This window comes from Pseudomonas sp. UBA6323 (genome assembly GCF_002439135.1).
Taxonomy (GTDB): Bacteria; Pseudomonadota; Gammaproteobacteria; order Pseudomonadales; family Pseudomonadaceae; genus Aquipseudomonas.
Map to the genome: position 1 here is coordinate 53,236 of NZ_DJSX01000010.1, position 18,303 is coordinate 71,538.

The window sequence follows — 18,303 nt, forward strand, 5'->3', positions numbered from 1 at the left end:
GGTCAGCCCTTCTTTTTCCCCGGCAGGATGCCCATCAGCTTGCAGATGATGCCGAGCATGATTTCGTCGGCGCCGCCGCCGATGCTTACCAGGCGCACGTCGCGGTAAGCGCGCGACACCGGGTTGTCCCACATGAAGCCCATGCCGCCCCAGTACTGCAGGCAGGCGTCGGACACCTCGCGGCCCAGGCGGCCGGCCTTGAGCTTGGCCATCGACGCCAGCTTGGTCACGTCACGGCCCTTCACGTATTGCTCGGTGGCCTGGTACACCAGCGCGCGCAGGGCTTCGATCTCGGTCTGCAGTTCGGCCATGCGGAAGTGGATGACCTGGTTGTCGATCAGCGGTTGGCCGAAGGTGTGGCGCTGCTTGCAGTAGTCGATGGTGGTGTCGACGCAGTGCTCCAGGCCCTTGATCATGTTGGCCGCGCCAAACAGGCGCTCTTCCTGGAACTGCAGCATCTGCATCATGAAGCCGGCGCCTTCGTGGCCGATGCGATAGCGCTGCGGCACGCGCACGTTGTCGAAGAACACCTGGGCGGTCTCGGAGCTGCGCATGCCGAGTTTGTCCAGGTGCGGGCTGACGGTGATGCCGGGCGTCTTCATTGGCACCACGATCAGCGATTTGTTGACGTGCGGCTTGTCGTCACTGGTGTTAGCCAGCAGGCAGATGAAGTCGGCCGACGGCGAGTTGGTGATCCACATCTTGCTGCCATTGATTACGTAGTCGTCGCCGTCCTTGCGTGCGGTGGTCTTCAGACCGGCCACGTCGGAGCCTGCACCGACCTCGGAAACGCCGATGCAGCCGACCATCTCGCCGCTGATGGCCGGGCGCAGGAACTCGTCACGCAGTTCGTCGGAGCCGAAGCGCGCCAGGGCCGGGGTGCACATATCGGTCTGCACGCCGATGGACATGGGGATGCCGCCGCAATGGATGGTGCCGAACTCTTCGGCGGCGACGATGGAGTAGCTGTAGTCCAGGCCCATGCCGCCGAATTTCTCCGGCTTGGAGATGCCCAGCAGGCCCAGTTCGCCGGCCTTGCGGAAAATGTCATGGATGGGGAAGCGGCCTTCCTTTTCCCACTCGTCGACGTGCGGATTGATTTCCTTGTCGACGAAGTTGCGCACGGTGCGGCGGAGTTCTTCGTGTTCCTGGGTGAAGATCATTGTTGTTGTGCTCCGATGATAAGGGTCAGAAACGGGCGACGCCGAAACGGTTGGATTTCAGAGGCCGCAGGTTGGCTTCGGCGCAGATGTCCAGCAAAAAGCCCAGCAGTTTGCGGGTATCGCGTGGGTCGATCAGACCGTCGTCCCACAGGCTGGCGGTGCCGTACAGCGCCGTGGACTGGCTGTCGAGCTTTTGCGCGGTCACCGTTTCCAGCATGTCGAGCATCTTCGGATCGGCTTCCTTGCCTTCCTTGGCGTGCTTTTCCTCGGTGACGATGCGCAGCACCTTGCCGGCCTGGGCGCCGCCCATCACGGCGGTCTTGCTGTTGGGCCAGGCGAAGATGAAGCGTGGATCGAGGCCGCGGCCGCACATGGCGTAGTTGCCAGCGCCGTAGGAGCCGCCGACGACGATGGTGAGCTTGGGCACAGTGGCGTTGGCCACGGCCTGGATCATCTTCGAGCCGTGCTTGATCACGCCGTTCTGCTCGGACTCGGTGCCGACCATAAAGCCGGTGGTGTTGTGAAAGAACAGGATCGGCGTGTTGCTCTGCTCACACAGCTGGATGAACTGCGCCGCCTTGGCCGCGCCCTGCGGGGTGATCGGGCCGTTGTTGCCGATGAAACCGCAGGCCTGGCCTTCGATCTGCAGGTGGCCGCAGACGGTCTGGCTGTCGAACTCGTTCTTGAAGTCGAGGAACTCCGAGCCATCGGCGATGCGCGCGATGATCTCGCGTACGTCGTAGGGTTTCTTGGCATCGGCCGGCACCAGGCCGAGCAGATCCTCGGCCGGGTACAGTGGCTCGCGCCAGCTTTTTGCCGGACGCGCCGGCAACTGCTGGTTCCACGGCAGCATGCCAAGGATCTCGCGCGCCAGGCGTACGCCGTCGGCGTCATTCTCCGCCAGGTACTCGGCGGTGCCGGCGACCTGGGCGTGCATCTCGGCGCCGCCGAGTTGCTCGTCGGTGGCGATCTCGCCGGTGGCGGCCTTGAGCAGGGGCGGGCCGGCAAGGAACATCTTGGCCTTGCCGCGCACCACTACCACGTAATCCGATAGGCCCGGCTGGTAGGCCCCACCAGCGGTGCTGGAGCCGTGCACCACAGTGATCTGCGGCAGGCCCATGGCGGACATGCGCGCCTGGTTGGCGAAGCCGCGGGCGCCCTCGACGAAGATGTCGGCAGCGTAGTTGAGGTTGGCGCCGCCGCTTTCGGCAAGGGTCACCACCGGCAGCTTGTTCTCGAAGGCGATCTGCTGCAGGCGCAGCGATTTCTTCAGGCCCGTGGGGGAGATGGTGCCGCCCTTGATCGCGCTGTTGTTGGCGATCACCAGGCAGCGCACGCCGGCGATGTAGCCGATGCCGGCGATGATGCCGCCGCCGGCCTGGCTGCCGTCCTTGTCGTCGTGCAGCTTGTAGCCGGCCAGCGAGGCCAGTTCGAGGAAGGGAGCGCCGGCATCGAGCAGCAGGTTGATGCGTTCACGCGGCAGCAACTGGCCGCGCTTGTCGAACTTGGCCTTGGCTTCCTGCGCCTTGTCGAGCACCTTCTGCTCCACGTCGCGGAAGGTCGCGATGGCCGCCAGCATGGCTTCGCGGTTCTGCGCGAAGGCTTCGCCATGCACGTCGATTTCCGATTGGATCACGGGCATCGCCTTACTCCTGATCTTTCAGTACGTCGGGCAGGTAGGCCCGGTGGAAACCGTTATAGGGCTCGCTGTTTTTCGCCTTGCCCAGTGTCCAGGCGCGGGTGCCCTGGCTGGCGGCACCATCGATGCGGATGGTATTGCCACTGATGAAGTTGGCGCCTGGGCTGAGCAAAAAGACGATGGCGGCGGCCACTTCGGACTCGGTGCCGATACGCTGCAACGGCACGTGATCCTTGAGGTTGCGGATCATGTTCTTCATCGACTCGGGGTAGGTGTCCATGCCGCTGGAGGCGATCCAGCCCGGCGCCACGGCGTTGACCCGCACGCCGGCGTGGCCCCACTCGTAGGCGGCGGTCTTGGTGAAGTTCTCCATACCGGCCCGCGCCGCGCCCGAATGGCCCATGCCGGGCATGCCGCCCCACATGTCGGCGAGCATGTTGACGATGCTGCCGCCGTGCTTGCTCATGCTCTGCATGAAGACTTCCTTGGCTACCAGAAAGCCGCCCACCAGATTGGTGCGCACCACGGTCTCGAAGCCTTTCTGGTTGATGCCGATCAGCGGCGCGGGGAACTGGCCGCCGGCGTTGTTCACCAGCTGGTGGATGCGCCCGTGCTCCCTGATCACTGCGCCGACCATGGCCTTCACGGCTTCTTCGTCACGGATGTCGCAGACCTGGAAGCTGGCGCTGCCGCCATCCTCGATTATCTCCGCGCAGGTTTTCTCCAGCTTTTCCTGCTTGCGCCCGACCAGCACCACATGGGCGCCCAGGTGGGCCAGTTCGTGGGCCACGCAGCGACCGATGCCGCTGCCGCCGCCGGTGACCAGGATGGTCTGGTCATCGAACAGACCAGGTTTGAATACGGAGTCGTAGCTCATTGTTGTTGTCCTTCGACCTTACCGTGGGCACCGCTATGTCAAGGTGGTGCGCTATTGATCTGGTTGTAAGTGGAAATCGCAAAGCGTTTTCCGCAATAAGCCGGTAGATGGAAAAAGCGTCATCCACCTACGACTTATTGTTCTTGCGATCTTCGGTGGGAGCGGACTCGTCCGCGAGGCTTCTAACCATTCGCGGACAAGTCCGCTCCCACAGTTCGCGAGCAGAGCTCGCTCCTACAGGCTTTCGGCTAGCGCCTTGGGTACCGGCACCGGGAATTCCAGCAACTGTTGGGCGAACGCCTTGCCCTGCGGGTCGATGCGCAGGCTGGCGACGCCACCACCGCCCAAAGCGTTTTCCAGTAGGAAGTTGAGGCTGTGGCTGCCCGGCAGATACCAGCGGCTGACGCGGCTCTGTTCGGCGTCCAGGGTATGCGCCATCCAATTGGCCACGGCTTCGGGCGTCAGCGCAGCGGCTATCCACGCCAGGTACTCGGGCTTTCTCGCCATCACGCCGATGTTGCTGTGATTACCCTTGTCGCCGGAGCGGGCCACGGCCAGGCGGAGCAGCGGTACGGCAGCGTCGGCTTCACCCATTGCTACGGGCAGAGCGGCTGGTGCACGAAGCTGGGCTGGGTCGAAGGTATCGATCTGGGGCAGGGCGACCGGCTGGCGTTCACCATCGATCTCGACGCTCAAGGCGCAGGCACTCTTGTCCACCAGGAAGCTGAACAGGCGGATCACCGGGTAGACGGTGGGGCGGCCGCCGACGATGCCGGTCAGGCCCGGCGCCATGCCGGTGGCGGCCTGGGCGATCTCGCGGGAGAACAAAATCAGTGCCTCCTTCTTGGCATGGCGTGCGGCGATCTTCACCACCACCTCGCGGCAGTACGTGCGGTGGGCATGGACACCATAGGTGGCCTCGCTGCCGAGCAGCTCGATGCTGACTTCCTGATAACGGCCCCAGCCGCGTTCGGCGAACATCTCTTCAGTCTTGTTGATGATCGCCTGGCTGACTCGTTCGGCCTTGGCCACGGCATCGATGCCGGCGAGCAGGAAGCTGGCGGTGCAGCGGAAACCGTCCGGGTGGGTGGCGCTGACCTTGTACTGGTCGGTGGGCGGTAGGCCCCTTGCGCCCTGGAGCTGCACGCGGTTGTTGCCAACCTGGCTCAGCTCGACCTGAGTGAAGTCGCAGTTAACGTCTGGCAGCAGATAGGCGCGCGGGTCGCCGATCTCGTAGAGCATCTGCTCGCCAACGGTAAAAGGCGTGACCAAGCCGCCGGAACTCTCCGGCTTGGTCACGACGAAACGGCCATCGTCCTCTACCTCGACGATGGGAAAACCGATGTGCTCGTAGTCCGGCACGTCGCGCCAGTCGGTGAAGTTGCCACCGGTGCACTGCGCGCCGCATTCGATGATGTGCCCGGCCAGCGCAGCCTGGGCCAGCTTGTCGTAGTCGCTCCAGGTCCAGCCGAATTCGTACACCAGGGCGGCGCTGACCACGGCGCTGTCGACCACGCGGCCGGTGATGACGATGTCGGCGCCCTGTTCCAGCGCGGCGACGATGCCCGGCGCGCCCAGATAGGCGTTGACCGATACGCAGAAAGGCGGCAACCCGGCGCCGGTGAACATCTCGCGGGTGCCGGACTTGACCAGCTCGCCGAGCTTGGGTTGCAGGTTGTCGCCGTGCAGTACGGCGATCTTCAGGTTCACCCCGGCCTGCTCGCAGGCGGCGCTCAGGGCCGCAGCGCAGGCCATCGGGTTGACCCCACCGGCGTTGCTGATGACGCGAATCTTCTTCGCCGCCAGCTCGCCGAGTAACGGGGTGAGCACCTCGATGAAATCGCGGGCGTAGCCGTCATCCGGCTTCTTCATGCGGGCGCCGGCCATGATCGACATGGTGATCTCGGCCAGGTAGTCGAACACCAGGTAATCCAGCTCGGCACCCCGAACAAGCTGGGCGGCAGCAGTGGAGGTATCGCCCCAGAATGCCGAGGCGCAGCCGATGCGTACGGTTTTGCTCATTGGAATTGGCCCGTCACACACTGAGAAGGTGAGTCGACATTACCAAGCAAGCGCTTGGTTGAAAAGCGTCGCGCTAGGGTGATTCGGCCAAAAGTGCGCCCAAGCGCTTGCTTGGTCAGCTGCTGCCGCATACATTTCATCAAGCAAGACAAGCACTTGCCGGCAGCATGAAGAATTCATCAGAACAATCGCCGAGCAGGGCAAGCAGGGGAGAAGTCAGCGTGGATGAACACAAGGCCCAGGCCGTGATGCAGGAGTTGGTCGACAGTGGCCAAGTGACCGATCCGGACAGTGCCCGCGGCAAGCTGTTGCAGATGGCCGCCCACCTGTTCCGCAGCAAGGGTTACGAGCGCACCACGGTGCGAGACCTGGCCGCGGCCATCGGTATTCAATCGGGCAGCATCTTTCATCACTTCAAGAGCAAGGATGAGATCCTGCGCTCGGTGATGGAGGAAACCATCATCTACAACACCGCCCTGATGCGTGCCGCGCTGGCCACTGCGCAGGGCACCCGCGAACGTTTGCTGGCGCTGATCCGCTGCGAGCTGCAATCGATCATGGGCGGCACCGGTGAGGCCATGGCGGTGCTGGTCTACGAATGGCGTTCGCTGTCGGAAGACGGCCAGGCGCAGGTGCTGGCACTGCGTGATACCTACGAGCAGATCTGGCTGGCGGTGCTGGGCGAGGCGCGCGAGGCCGGCTATTTCAAGGGCGATCCTTTCATTCAGCGGCGTTTTCTCACCGGCGCACTGAGCTGGACCAACACCTGGTTCCGCCCTCAGGGGCCGATGAGCCTGGACCAGCTGGCTGAAGAGGCATTGTCGCTGGTGTGCAAGGACCTCTGAGCCGCTTCGGAGCAGAGCAAATCCGGACCGGCGCAGGAGTCATCTGCCGTGGCAACGAGTCGGCTGGCGCTGCGCTAATGCCTTAAATTGAGGCTATCGTCTGCTATCAGACAACAAAGTGCTGACGCCATAAAATCTATCTGGTCGGTCAGAAGAGACTCGGGTAGGCTGCACTCCACTGGCAGAAGGAATTGAGGATTCGAGATGCGGCATATGCGGCGCTGGGTTCATGGATGTGTGGGTGCCTTGTGTCTGTTGCTTGCCGGTTTTCTTTGCGCTGCCGAGGTGGTCAAGGTCGGCGGCGCGCATTTCCCACCCTATGTGATCAAGTCCAACCTGCAGGAGTCGAGCGGGCTTCTGCCGCAATTGCTCGAGGCGCTCAATAACGCGCAGAGCGAATACCACTTCACCATGCTGCCCACTGCCATCGTGCGCCGTTTCGGCGACCTGCAGCGCGGGCGTATCGACATGGCGATATTCGAGAATCCCGAGTGGGGCTGGCAGGATATCGACGCCGAAGCCATCGACATGGGCCTGGAGGATGCCGAGCTATTCGTTGCCAGAAGCGAGGAACTGCGCGGCCAGCAATACTTCGAGCAGCTCGCTGGCAAGCGCCTGGCACTCTACCGGGGTTATCACTACGGTTTTGCCCAGTTCAACAGCGATCCGGAGTTCCTCACTACCACCTTCAACGCCAACCTCGGCCATTCGCATGACAGCAATCTGCTGATGGTGCTGCGCGGGCGAGCCGATGTCGCGCTGGTCACTCGCTCGAACCTTTACGATTTCATCAAGCGTAATCGCGATCATGCACGCCAGTTGCTGATCTCCGAGCGAATCGATCAGGTGTATCGCCATCACGCGATGATTCGTCGCGGTGCGCCGATAAGCCCTGAACGCTTCACTGCGTTGCTCGAGCAACTGCGGGTCAGCGGCGAGCTGCAGCGCATCTTCTCGCCTTACCGAATTGCCGTCATGCCAGCTTTAGCGGGTAGCTCAGCAACGAAATATGCAGCAGATTGACCGCTGCATGCAGCGCGATGGCCAGGCTGATGCGGCCGCTGTAGTGAAAGGCCAGCCCATAGCCCAATCCTGCACAAGTCGCCACCACAGCGAATAGCGCACTGAAAGGCAAGTGGGCTGCGCCGAACAGGCCAGCCGTCAGCAGCAAGCCGGGCCAGGTACCCAGACGCCTGACCAGCGCCGGTTGCAGCACGCCGCGAAACAACAGCTCCTCCGCTAGCACCGCCACACCGAGATTGACTGCCAACCACAGCAGCAGCCCTTGCGGCCATTTGGGTTGCCAGGCGACCAGCCCCAAGGCCATGGCGAGAACCGGTATCAGCATCAGGGTGACGAGGCACGCCAGCCAGGCCCGTTGCAGCGATATGACGGGTCGGCGGGGTTGCCCCAGCCACCAGGCCAGCAGAGCGGTGCCCAGCAGCAGCTTGTCCCAGGAAAGACGCAGACCGTAGGGCGCAGCATCGGCGCTGACGAGGCGCGGCGGCCACAGTTGCCAGGGGCGGAAACCAGGGACGAGATGTGCCGCCAAAGCGATCCCGCCGAGCAAAATCAAGGGTAGCCATAGCCACCTCGGCAGATACCGTTCGCCGGTTAGCATGAGCATGACGAACAGGCTGCCCAGCAGCAGGCCGATGGGCTCGATGAAGCCTAGCCCCGTGCCCAGGGCGAGGGTAAGCGCGGGGAACAGCAAGCGCAGATGCAGGGGCATGGCACCTTCTCCTTGGAAGGCGCGCAGTCTAGCAGGCTGTCTGCGCAGGCGAGGGGATGGACGCGCCTAGCGCTGGCGCTCGCGCGCGTCCTTTGCTTCCTGCTCGATGGCGCGTTTACGCATGCGTTCGAGTTGGTCCTCGCTCAGGCGCATTTTCTTGGCGCTGCTACGCAGCACCAGCAGGCTACCGATCACCGAGCCGAAGACCAGTACCAGCAACAGCCAGACGTACCAGGGCATGACGAGTCCTCACGGGGGAATTGAGCCTTCACCATACCCCGCGTTCGGAGACTTGTCAGTTGGCCTGTAGTGCCACGGCTTGCAGGGTGCTCTCGTCCTTGAGCCGTACGCCGCTCAGTTGCAGCCGTAGCGCCTGGCGCGCCAGGTAGTCGAGCTTGTGCGCGGCCAGCTCGTAGGGCAGACCTTCCGGGCGCACGTTGGAGATGCAGTTGCGCGCGCTGTCCGGGCAGCCCAGCTGTGGTGCATAGGTCAGGTACAGGCCCAGGCTGTCCGGCGACGTCAGGCCCGGACGCTCGCCAATCATCACGATCACCAGGCGGGCGCGTAGCGCTTCACCGATACCGTCGCCAATCGCCACGCGCCCTTGCTCGGCCAGCACCACTGGCGTGTTGGCCCAGTCGGTATCGAAGCGATTGCGAAAGGCCTGCAGCAACGGCAGGGCATGGCGTTGTACGGCGATGGCCGACAGACCGTCGGCCAGCACGATGGCGATTTCTGGCGCAGGCAGTTCGTGTTGCAGTTGCACCTGGCAGTCGCCGTGCAGGTGACGGCCATGATCCGGTCGCAGCAGGTAGGTCTGCCGGTCTTCGGCGTTGCTACGCACTTTCAGCGCGCGAAAACCGGCTGTGTGCAACTGATGCCTGAGCTCGGCGAAGTCCAGCGGGCGATGCACGGCGTCACGCGCCTGGGCGTGGGCCAGGCCGAACTTGAGCACCTCGCGAGTGGGCAGGCTGCAGCCGACGCGGCCGAGGGCGATGCGCGCCGAGGTGTGCGCGCGCAATTCGTCCCAGGGATTGTGCTGGATCAGGTCGTCGGTCATCACGCGGCTCCCGAGATATGCGGCAGTTGCTTGAGCAGGTGGTGGCCGTGGCCGATGTCGCGCAGGCGGCCGGTCGGTTCGGTAATGGCCATGCGCGCCAGCCAGGCATCGAACTCCGGGGCGCGTTTCAGGCCCAGCACGCTGCGCAGGTACAGCGCATCGTGGAACGAGGTGCTCTGGTAGTTGAGCATGATGTCGTCGGCGCCTGGGATGCCCATGATGAAGTTGATGCCGGCCGCGCCGAGCAGGGTGAGCAGGCTATCCATGTCGTCCTGATCGGCTTCGGCGTGGTTGGTGTAACAGACGTCGCAACCCATCGGCAGGCCGAGCAGCTTGGCGCAGAAATGATCCTCCAGCCCGGCGCGGATGATCTGCTTGCCGTCGAAGAGGTATTCCGGGCCGATGAAACCGACCACGGTGTTGACCAGCAGCGGGCGGAACTCGCGGGCCACGGCGTAGGCGCGTGCCTCGCAGGTCTGCTGGTCGACGCCATGGTGGCCGCCGGCCGACAGCGCGCTGCCCTGGCCGGTTTCGAAATACATGACGTTATCACCCAAAGTGCCGCGTCCCAACGACAGTGCGGCCTCGTGAGCCTCGCGCAGGATCGCCAGGGAGACGCCGAAGCCGGCGTTGGCGGCCTCGGTGCCGGCGATGGACTGGAACACCAGATCAACCGGCGCGCCGGCCTCGATGGCCTGGATCTGCGTGGTGACATGGGTGAGCACGCAGCTCTGCATGGGGATCTCGAAGTGCTGGCGCACCTCGTCCAACATCTGCCACAGGCGCATCAGCGTTGGCATCGAATCGCTGGCCGGGTTGATGCCGACCGTGGCGTCGCCCGAGCCATAGAGCAGGCCGTCGAGCATACTGGCGGCGATGCCGCGCACGTCGTCGGTGGGATGATTGGGCTGCAGGCGCACGGCAAGGTGCCCGGGCAGGCCCAGGGTGTTGCGAAAGTGGCTGATCACCCGGCATTTGCGCGCCACCAGGATCAGATCCTGATTGCGCATCAGCTTGCTCACCGCCGCGACCATCTCCGGTGTCAGCCCGGTGGCCACTGAGGCCAGTCGCGCGCTGTCGGTCTTCTCCAGCAGCAGCCAGTCGCGCAGGTCGCCGACCGTGAGGTGGCTGATCGGGGCGAATGCGGCGGCGTCATGGCGGTCGATGATCAGGCGGGTGACTTCGTCCTGCTCGTAGGGGATCAGCGCCTCGTCGAGAAAACGCTTGAGCGGCACATCGGCCAGCGCCAGCTTGGCCGCCATGCGCTCTTCATAGGTGGCGGCAGCCAGGCCGGCCAGGTAGTCGCCGGAGCGCGCCGGGCTGGCCTTGGCCAGCAGCGCCTTGAGGTCGGCGAAACGGTAGACCAGCTTGCCGATGGTGGTCTGGTAGGACATGGCTGCAACCCGTGGCGAAAAGGATGTGCTTGCCGTGCAGCGCTCATGCCAGGCCTGGATTGCCGAGTGCGCACAGCCTCTGGCGCGTGCCGGTCGTATCCGGTGAATGAAAAGGGTGCAGAGGAGGGCTCGATGCACCCACCTGGCGCATCTGCGTGTGATGGCTGTCACATGATGGCAACCTGGCACTGTTTGAATGACGGCTTTCCGAACGCACGGGGAGGCCGTTCGTGACCCATGCCAGAGCGCTGCAATCGCTGATGCGGGACGTCAACCCGCTAGCCGCATCGACCAGTATCAACGAGGTCGCCGACTTGTTCCTGGCGGCCGAACATCGCGCTTTCCTGTCTCTGCCGATAGTGGACGGAAACAATCGGCCGCTTGGCCTGGTCAGCCGTGTCACGCTGCAGGACATCTTCATGCAGCGCTTCGGACGCGATCTGCGCGGCCGTCACCCGGTTGGCGACGTGATGAATACCGCACCGCTGATCGTCAGCCTCGAAGCAAACCTGGAGGAGGCTTCCAAGCAGGTCACCGCCCAGCTGCAGTATCCGATCACCGAGGACTTCATCCTGATTAATGCTCAGGGCGAGTACTGCGGTCTGGGCACGGTACTGGACCTGCTCAAAGCCATGGAGGCGCGCGTTGCTCAGCGCAACCGCGTGCTGCGCCAGGCACTGGTGGACCTCAAGGAATCCCAGGCGCAACTGCTGCAGTCGGAAAAGATGGCATCGCTCGGGCAGATGGTCGCCGGCGTCGCCCATGAACTGAACACGCCGCTGGGCTACGTGAAAAACAACGTGCAATTGCTGCGCGAGCTGAGCGAGCCGCTGTTCGAGCTGGCCGCCGCCCAGGCGCGGCTGGGTCAGTGTCTGAACGACCCCGATTGTGACGAGGCGAGCCTTGCTCAGGCATTGCAGGCTGCCGAGCAGGCTCGCCAACAGGCCGCGCCGGAGCTGCTCGCCGAGGACCTGCAGCAGCTGTATGGCGACACCCTTTACGGCCTGGAGCAGATCGCCGAACTGGTGGTCGGTCTCAAGGATTTCGCCCGTCTCGATCGCGCCATGAGCGAGGAAGTCGACCTCAACGACTGCATCCGCAGCGCGCTGCTGATCGCTCGCAATAACATCAAGGACAAGGCCGAAGTGGTGCAGCAACTGGGTGAGCTGCCGCGTATCGCCTGCGCGCCATCGCAGATCAACCAGGTGCTACTCAACTTGCTGACCAACGCCGCCCATGCCATCGATGGCATGGGGCGCATCCAGATTCGCAGCTGGGCCGATGCCCAGGGCATCCACGTCTCGCTGCAGGACAACGGCCGTGGTATGCCGCCCGAGGTCATGGCGAAGATATTCGATCCCTTCTTCACCACCAAACCGGTCGGCCAGGGTACCGGCCTGGGGCTGTCCATCAGCTACAAGATCGTCCAGGACCATGGCGGCCAGATTCGCGTTGCCTCCGAGCCGGGGCGAGGCACGCGCTTTCTCATCAGCCTGCCACTGCCCGCCACCGTCGCCATGAAAAGGAGCGCCTGATGTCCGCACCCGTTCGCATCATGTTCGTCGACGACGAGGAGCGCATTCTGCGCAGTCTCGCCCTGCAGTTTCGCCGCCATTACGAGGTGCTGACCGAAAGCGACCCGCTGCGCGCGTTGCAGCGCCTGCGCGAGGAGCAGATTCATGTGCTGGTCAGCGATCAGCGCATGCCGCAGATGAGCGGGGCGCAGCTGCTCGCCGAAGCGCGCGAGATCGCGCCGAACACCTTGCGCATTCTGCTGACCGGTTATTCCGATCTGGATGCCGCGGTGGAGGCGTTGAACAACGGCGGCATCTTCCGCTACCTGACCAAGCCCTGGGATCAGCAGGAAATGGCCTTCACCCTGCGCCAGGCGGCTGAACTGGCCATGCGCCAGGCGCAGCCGCTGCAAACCGTCGCCAGCGAGCAACTGAGCGCGCCGCTGACCCTGCTGTTGCTCGACGACGAGCCGGATACGCTCGGCGTCGTCGGCGACTTCTGTGTCGCGGGCGGGCATCGCCTGCTGCGTGCGCGCAACCTGGCCGAGGCCATGCTGCAGCTTAACAACGAGCGCGTGGACATGTTGGTCAGCGACCTGAAACTGGCCGGCGAAGACACCGCGCCGCTGCTCAAGACCCTGGCGCAAGCCCATCCACGCCTGCTCAGCCTGGTGGTCACGCCCTTTCAGGATACCCAGGCGCTGCTACGCCTGGTCAACGAGGCGCAAATCTTCCGCTATTTGCCCAAGCCGGTTCGCCGTGGTCTGTTCGAAAAGGGCCTGAAGGCCGCTGCCGAGCAGGCCTTGATCTGGCGCGCGCAGCCGCAACAGCTGGTCACCCGCCTGGCCGAGGTGCCGCGTGACGAGCGCGAACAGGAGAAGGTGGGCAGCCTGATGGGCATGCTCGGGCGCCTACGTGAGCGTCTGATTGCCTGATCGGCTGGCTGCCCTTAAGCGTTTTCGCGGCTGTGGCTATCTGTAGGAGCGGCTGGGCGGCACTCCGCTTCAGCCGCGATGCCTTTGTGCCGAAGCCAACGCCCCGGATTGCATCCGGGCTACGGCATTGGTGCGTAGGGTGCCCCGTGCGCACCGCCAGCTACGCGGGCTTCCTCAGCTCGGGTACAACCTGGGACGCTGTGCAAGGTTGCCCCGGATCGCATCCGGCTACGGGCTGCTGACGGCAGGGCTTCAGCCGCGACCAGTGCCGGCGAGCTTTGCGCTACAATGCGCGGCGTTTTTTATCTGTCCGAGACTTGCCCATGCCCGCCTGCCAAACTCCGATCATCGTCGCCCTCGACTTTCCCAGCCAGGATGCCGCTCTGGCCCTGGCCGATCAGCTCGATCCGGCGCTGTGCCGGGTCAAGGTCGGCAAGGAGCTGTTCACCCGCAGCGGGCCGCAGGTGGTCGAGGCGTTGCAGGCCAAGGGTTTCGAGCTGTTTCTCGATCTGAAATTCCACGACATTCCCAACACTACGGCGATGGCGGTCAAGGCCGCGGCGGAAATGGGTGTGTGGATGGTCAACGTGCATTGCTCTGGCGGTCTGCGCATGATGACGGCCTGCCGCAACGAGCTGGACAAGCTGGCGGGTGCCAAGCCGCTGCTGATCGGTGTGACGGTGCTGACCAGCATGGAACAGCAGGATCTGGCCGGCATCGGTCTCGATGTGCCGCCTCAGGAGCAGGTGCTGCGCCTGGCCGGTCTGGCCGCCGAGGCCGGGCTCGATGGCCTGGTCTGCTCGGCGCAGGAGGCCCGCGCGCTGAAGGTCGCGCAGCCACGCCTGCAGCTGGTGACACCGGGCATTCGTCCTGCCGGCAGCAGCGCCGATGATCAGAAACGCATCCTCACCCCGCGCCAGGCGCTGGAGGCCGGCTCCGATTACCTGGTGATCGGCCGCCCGATCAGCCAGGCAGCCGACCCGGCGCAGGCACTGACTGCGGTGGTCGCCGAGCTGCAGGGCTGATTGCCAGGGCGCGCCATCAGCGCCCTGCATGACCCTCTACTCAGGTCATTGATGATGCTCGGCGTTTGGCTTGCCAGTCGGACTCCGCGCCAATTCAACCAGATGGCTGCACTGTGACCCGTGCCAAGGCGCATGGACGCCGCGCTGGCGCGGTACGGTCGCCTGGATCACGCCTTCAACAACGGCGCTATCGAGTTCGAACAGGGCTTGCTGGCCGCTGTTACGCTCCGACCGGGTGTATCGACTCAAGCCGCTCGCCTCTGTGCAATGACCACGCTGCGTTCACCGCCGGCCATGCACTGGCCGCGAGCGATCGAGCCACGGCAAGCTAATGGCTCTAGCCCGGTAGTCTGCAAGCAGGCTAAGGTTGGCACGCAGGGCCACTGTCAGTGGTGGCCTGACTGCGCAAAATCCTGCCAGGTTCAACTGGAGCGATAACAATAATGACCGCCGATCCCTTGCTGACGTTTTTCCTTCCCGCTGCGCTGGGCATCATCATGCTCGGGCTTGGCCTGTCGCTGAGCCTGGCCGACTTCGCCCGCGTGGCCAAATTCCCCAAGCCGGTGCTGATCGGCCTGGCCTGTCAGTTGCTGCTGTTGCCGCTGGCCTGCTTCTTCCTGGCCAAGGCGTTCGGCCTGGCACCGGCGTTGGCCGTCGGCCTGATGCTGCTGGCGGCTTCGCCGGGCGGCACCACGGCGAATCTCTATAGCCACCTGGCCCATGGCGACGTGGCGCTGAACATCACCCTCACCGCGGTCAATTCGGTGATCGCGATTCTGACCATGCCGCTGATCGTCAACCTGTCGCTGGCGTACTTCATGTCCGCCGATCAGGCCATTCCGCTGCAGTTCGCCAAGGTGGTGCAGGTGTTCATCATCGTCCTCGGCCCGGTGGCGATCGGCATGTGGTTGCGCAGCCGTTTCCCTGCGTTCGCCGAGCGCATGCAGAAGCCGGTGAAGATCGTCTCGGCGATGTTCCTGCTGCTGATCATCCTCTTGGCGGCGGCCAAGGACTGGCGCACCTTCGTTGACTACGCGCCTTCGGTTGGCGGTGCGGCGCTGGCCTTCAACCTGCTGAGCATGGCGGTGGGTTACTGCGTGCCGCGCTTGCTCAAGCTCAACCTGCGTCAGGCGATCGCCATCGCCATGGAAATCGGCATTCACAATGGCACCCTGGCCATCGCCCTGGCGCTGAGCCCGGCACTGCTGAACAACCCGACCATGGCGATTCCTGCGGCCATCTACAGCCTGATCATGTTCATCACGGCGGCGTTGTTCGGCTTGTGGGTCAATCGTGTGCATGGCGCCGAACTGGCCGAGCCGGTGGCGCACGGGGAGAGGGCCTAGAGCCAGCGAGAGTGAGAGAGGCTTTGCCTGCGATGATCGCGGCTAAAGCCCCTCCCACTTTCGACGGAAACCGTGGCCCGGATGCAATCCGGGGCGGCCTGGCAAAGCGTTCCCGGATTGCATCCGTGCTACAGAGAATCTACCGCTTGCCCCAGTTCAGCACGGCCAGTGTCAGCAGGCCGGCGGCGATACCCCAAAACGCCGAGCCAACGCCGGCCAGGGTCATGCCGGAAGCTGTGACCAGGAAGGTGATCAGCGCCGCTTCGCGCTCGTTGGGCTCGCTCATGGCCTGGGTCAGGCCGCCAATGATCGAGGCGAACAGTGCCAGCGCGGCGATGGACAGGATCAGCGCTGCCGGCAGCGCGGCGAACAGCGAGGCCAGGGTGGCGCCGAAAATGCCGGCGATGGCGTAGAACACCCCGCACCAGACCGCAGCGGTGTAGCGCTTGCGTGGGTCTTCATGAGCCTCCGGGCCGGCGCAGATGGCGGCGCTGATGGCAGCCATGTGAATGCCGTGGCTGCCGAACGGCGCCATCAGAATCGACACCAGGCCGGTGCTGGTCAGCAGCGGCGAGGCCGGCACGTCATAGCCATTGGCACGCAGTACGGCCATGCCCGGCAGGTTCTGCGAGGCCATGGCGACGATGAACAGCGGGATGCCGATGCTGATCGCCGCGGCCAGGGAGAAGCTGGGCGTCGTCCATTCGGGGGTTGCCAGTTGCAGCTGGAAATCGCTGAAATCCAGCAGGCCAAAGACCGCGGCCAGCACGCTGCCGACGATCAGTGCGCAAAGCACCGAGTAGCGCGGCCACAGGCGTTTGCCGAGCAGGTAGGCGAGCAGCATGGCGACCACCAGAATCGGCTGCTGTTCGGCGGCCACGCAGATTTCCAGGCCGATCTTGAACAGCACGCCGGCCAGCAGGGCGGCGGCGATGGAGGCCGGGATGCGGCGCATCAGGCGGTCGAAGGTACCGGTCAGGCCGATCAGCACGATCAGGCCTGAGGCCAGGATATAAGCGCCAATCGCCTCGCCATAGGAAACCTGCGGCAGGCTGGTGATCAACAGCGCGGCGCCCGGGGTGGACCAGGCGATCATCACCGGCGCGCGATAGCGCAGCGAGAGCACGATGCAGCACAGCGCCATGCCGATCGACAGCGCCCAGATCCACGAAGAGATCTGCCCTGCCGTGAGGCCGGCAGCCTGACCGGCCTGGAACATCAGCACCAGAGAGCTGGTATAGCCGGTGAGCATGGCGATGAAGCCAGCGACCACGGCCGAGGTGGAGGTGTCCGCCAGTGGGCGCAGGCGGGTAGGGGCGGCGTCTTGCATCAGAACATTCCAGTGTCGACGATGATGGGATAGAGCGAGGCGACCAGCAGCAGCGCCATGCCGATGTTGAAGGCGCGCAGGGCGCGCGGGTTGTTCAGCCATTTGCGCAGCAGGCTGCCGGCGATGGTCCATAAGCCCACGCTGGGGCAGTTGACCAGGGCGAACAGGGCCGCGATCAGCAGTACGTTGCTGAAAAAACCGTCTTGCGGTGTGTAGGTGGTAATGGCACCGATGGCCATGATCCACGCCTTGGGGTTGACCCACTGAAAGGCAGCGGCCTGGATGAAGGTGAACGGCTTGGCCTCGGGATTCTCGCGGCTCTGCGGCGCGCCGGACTGGGCGATCTTCCAGGCCAGATAGAGCAGATACGCCGCGCCGACGTAGCGCAGCACGTCGTGCAGCACCGGCAGGCGCTGAAACACCTGACCAAGACCCAGACCCACGGCCGCCACCAGTAGCATGAAACCGAGGCTGATGCCGAGCATGTGCGGAATGCTGCGGCGTACGCCGAAGTTCACGCCGGAGGCGAGCAGCATCATGTTGTTGGGGCCGGGCGTCACCGAGGTGACGAAGGCGAAGGCAATGAAGGCGAGCAGCAGTTCGGTGGACATGGTCGTTCTCCGGGGACTGGCAAAGCCTATTGCGCCACCGCAGCGGCGTCGCGGTACAGCCATGGCTGGGTTGGGCCATACAGTCTGGTCAAGCGTTGCGCAGGTAGTTAGCCTCGGGGTTTGGCCGAACAAGGATAAGAGGCGATGCAACCGGACAATCCTTACCGTGCGCCACAGGCGGACTTGCTCGAGGGGGCCGGGGTCCAGGCGTTGCCGGGTTGGAGTGCCAGGCAGTTGCAGGTATTGGGCTGGCTGGCGCTGGTCTCGGTGCTGATCAATGCCCTGGTGGTCGCCCTGCTGTTCGCCGGGGCGCTGCTGGACGCGCAGGAGGCCGAGCTGTTGTTCGCCTACACCGACTGGCTGGGTCTGGTGCTGGTACTGCTTGGTTGCTACCTGCTGCTGCGCTTCAAAGCCTTTGCCGAGGTCCGCTTCGCAGCGCGCAATCTGAGCGCGCCGGTATGGGCCGTGTTGCTCGTTTCCCTTTTGATGGAGCTGGCTGATGTGCTATTCGGCGAGCAGCTGTTTGCCGGGCTGGACTGGCAGACACTGAGCTATATGACGCTGCTGTGTCTGATGGGCAGCTGTACGACCTGGCTGGGGATACGCTTGCTGAAACTGGAATATCCCTACCGGTCACTGAAGGTGATGGCCTGGCTGGATATCGTCGGTGGGCTGATGTTGGCCAGCGTGTTGTTGATGCTGCTGGCACTGCTGCCGTTGCTCGGCGCTGGAGTGGCGCTGATGGGGGTGTTCTTCAAAGGCGCTGCCGAGTTGCGCGGCGCTGCCGACTGACAGCGGCGTAAATGACAG

General features: G+C 64.2%; 17 protein-coding genes. 7 read left to right on the forward strand and 10 right to left on the reverse strand.

Features of this window, described 5'->3' with window-relative positions; genetic code table 11:
- Positions 1–2: 2 nt before the first annotated feature.
- The 4 genes from atuD to B3P22_RS03045 all read right to left on the reverse strand — a co-directional run bounded on the left by atuD (position 3) and on the right by B3P22_RS03045 (position 5,701).
- Positions 3–1,163 carry a citronellyl-CoA dehydrogenase gene (gene atuD / locus B3P22_RS03030; RefSeq protein WP_296269808.1) on the reverse strand — a complete coding sequence of 387 codons (1,161 nt, stop codon included), beginning with the start codon at positions 1,161–1,163 and terminating at the stop codon, positions 3–5.
- A gap of 25 nt (positions 1,164–1,188) precedes the next feature.
- Positions 1,189–2,805 (reverse strand): geranyl-CoA carboxylase subunit beta, encoded by a 1,617-nt coding sequence (gene atuC / locus B3P22_RS03035; RefSeq protein ID WP_296269809.1) that lies wholly within the window; start codon positions 2,803–2,805, stop codon positions 1,189–1,191.
- Between the two features lie 4 nt (positions 2,806–2,809).
- Positions 2,810–3,679 carry an SDR family oxidoreductase gene (locus tag B3P22_RS03040; protein ID WP_296269810.1) on the reverse strand — a complete coding sequence of 290 codons (870 nt, stop codon included), beginning with the start codon at positions 3,677–3,679 and terminating at the stop codon, positions 2,810–2,812.
- A 234-nt stretch (positions 3,680–3,913) separates the two neighbouring features.
- The gene (locus B3P22_RS03045; protein WP_296269811.1) at positions 3,914–5,701 is read right to left on the reverse strand and encodes an acyclic terpene utilization AtuA family protein; all 1,788 of its coding nucleotides are present in this window, start codon (positions 5,699–5,701) and stop codon (positions 3,914–3,916) included.
- A gap of 221 nt (positions 5,702–5,922) precedes the next feature.
- Between B3P22_RS03045 and B3P22_RS03050 the strand changes: the two genes are divergently transcribed.
- Together B3P22_RS03050 and B3P22_RS03055 are read left to right on the forward strand one after the other, a co-directional pair.
- Positions 5,923–6,546 (forward strand): TetR/AcrR family transcriptional regulator, encoded by a 624-nt coding sequence (locus B3P22_RS03050; protein ID WP_296269812.1) that lies wholly within the window; start codon positions 5,923–5,925, stop codon positions 6,544–6,546.
- 204 nt (positions 6,547–6,750) lie between these two features.
- Positions 6,751–7,569, forward strand: a complete 819-nt coding sequence (locus B3P22_RS03055; protein WP_419096405.1) for a substrate-binding periplasmic protein — start codon at positions 6,751–6,753, stop codon at positions 7,567–7,569.
- Here B3P22_RS03055 and B3P22_RS03060 read toward each other — a convergent pair.
- The 4 genes from B3P22_RS03060 to B3P22_RS03075 form a co-directional block, all read right to left on the reverse strand.
- A complete protein-coding gene (locus B3P22_RS03060; RefSeq protein ID WP_296269814.1) occupies positions 7,520–8,278 on the reverse strand; it encodes a CPBP family intramembrane glutamic endopeptidase in 759 nt (252 codons plus the stop codon). The two genes, B3P22_RS03055 and B3P22_RS03060, sit on opposite strands and share 50 nt — an antisense overlap.
- 66 nt (positions 8,279–8,344) lie before the next feature.
- The gene (locus B3P22_RS03065) at positions 8,345–8,518 is read right to left on the reverse strand and encodes a DUF2897 family protein (RefSeq protein ID WP_161865283.1); all 174 of its coding nucleotides are present in this window, start codon (positions 8,516–8,518) and stop codon (positions 8,345–8,347) included.
- 55 nt (positions 8,519–8,573) lie between these two features.
- Entirely contained in the window at positions 8,574–9,338 is a 765-nt protein-coding gene (eutC, locus tag B3P22_RS03070) for an ethanolamine ammonia-lyase subunit EutC (RefSeq protein ID WP_296269815.1), read from the reverse strand.
- The gene (locus B3P22_RS03075; RefSeq protein ID WP_296269816.1) at positions 9,338–10,732 is read right to left on the reverse strand and encodes an ethanolamine ammonia-lyase subunit EutB; all 1,395 of its coding nucleotides are present in this window, start codon (positions 10,730–10,732) and stop codon (positions 9,338–9,340) included. Before B3P22_RS03075 ends, eutC begins: the two co-directional genes overlap by 1 nt.
- Before the next feature lie 260 nt (positions 10,733–10,992).
- Between B3P22_RS03075 and B3P22_RS03080 the strand changes: the two genes are divergently transcribed.
- From B3P22_RS03080 to B3P22_RS03095, 4 genes are all read left to right on the forward strand, one after another.
- Positions 10,993–12,267 (forward strand): sensor histidine kinase, encoded by a 1,275-nt coding sequence (locus B3P22_RS03080; protein WP_296269830.1) that lies wholly within the window; start codon positions 10,993–10,995, stop codon positions 12,265–12,267.
- Complete coding sequence (locus B3P22_RS03085; RefSeq protein ID WP_296269831.1) at positions 12,264–13,181, forward strand: response regulator; 918 nt, start codon at positions 12,264–12,266, stop codon at positions 13,179–13,181. Before B3P22_RS03080 ends, B3P22_RS03085 begins: the two co-directional genes overlap by 4 nt.
- 323 nt (positions 13,182–13,504) lie before the next feature.
- Positions 13,505–14,206 carry an orotidine-5'-phosphate decarboxylase gene (gene pyrF / locus B3P22_RS03090; protein ID WP_296269817.1) on the forward strand — a complete coding sequence of 234 codons (702 nt, stop codon included), beginning with the start codon at positions 13,505–13,507 and terminating at the stop codon, positions 14,204–14,206.
- 443 nt (positions 14,207–14,649) lie between these two features.
- Positions 14,650–15,552 (forward strand): bile acid:sodium symporter family protein, encoded by a 903-nt coding sequence (locus B3P22_RS03095; RefSeq protein WP_296269818.1) that lies wholly within the window; start codon positions 14,650–14,652, stop codon positions 15,550–15,552.
- 139 nt (positions 15,553–15,691) lie between these two features.
- On the opposite strand, the gene B3P22_RS03100 is transcribed toward B3P22_RS03095, so the two are convergent.
- Together B3P22_RS03100 and B3P22_RS03105 are read right to left on the reverse strand one after the other, a co-directional pair.
- On the reverse strand, positions 15,692–16,882 hold the full coding sequence (locus B3P22_RS03100) for a benzoate/H(+) symporter BenE family transporter (RefSeq protein ID WP_296269819.1): 1,191 nt from the start codon (positions 16,880–16,882) through the stop codon (positions 15,692–15,694).
- The gene (locus B3P22_RS03105; protein ID WP_275544820.1) at positions 16,882–17,493 is read right to left on the reverse strand and encodes a LysE family translocator; all 612 of its coding nucleotides are present in this window, start codon (positions 17,491–17,493) and stop codon (positions 16,882–16,884) included. Before B3P22_RS03105 ends, B3P22_RS03100 begins: the two co-directional genes overlap by 1 nt.
- A gap of 144 nt (positions 17,494–17,637) precedes the next feature.
- On the opposite strand from B3P22_RS03105, the gene B3P22_RS03110 reads away from it, so the two are divergent.
- On the forward strand, positions 17,638–18,285 hold the full coding sequence (locus tag B3P22_RS03110) for a hypothetical protein (RefSeq protein ID WP_296269820.1): 648 nt from the start codon (positions 17,638–17,640) through the stop codon (positions 18,283–18,285).
- Positions 18,286–18,303 lie beyond the last annotated feature (18 nt).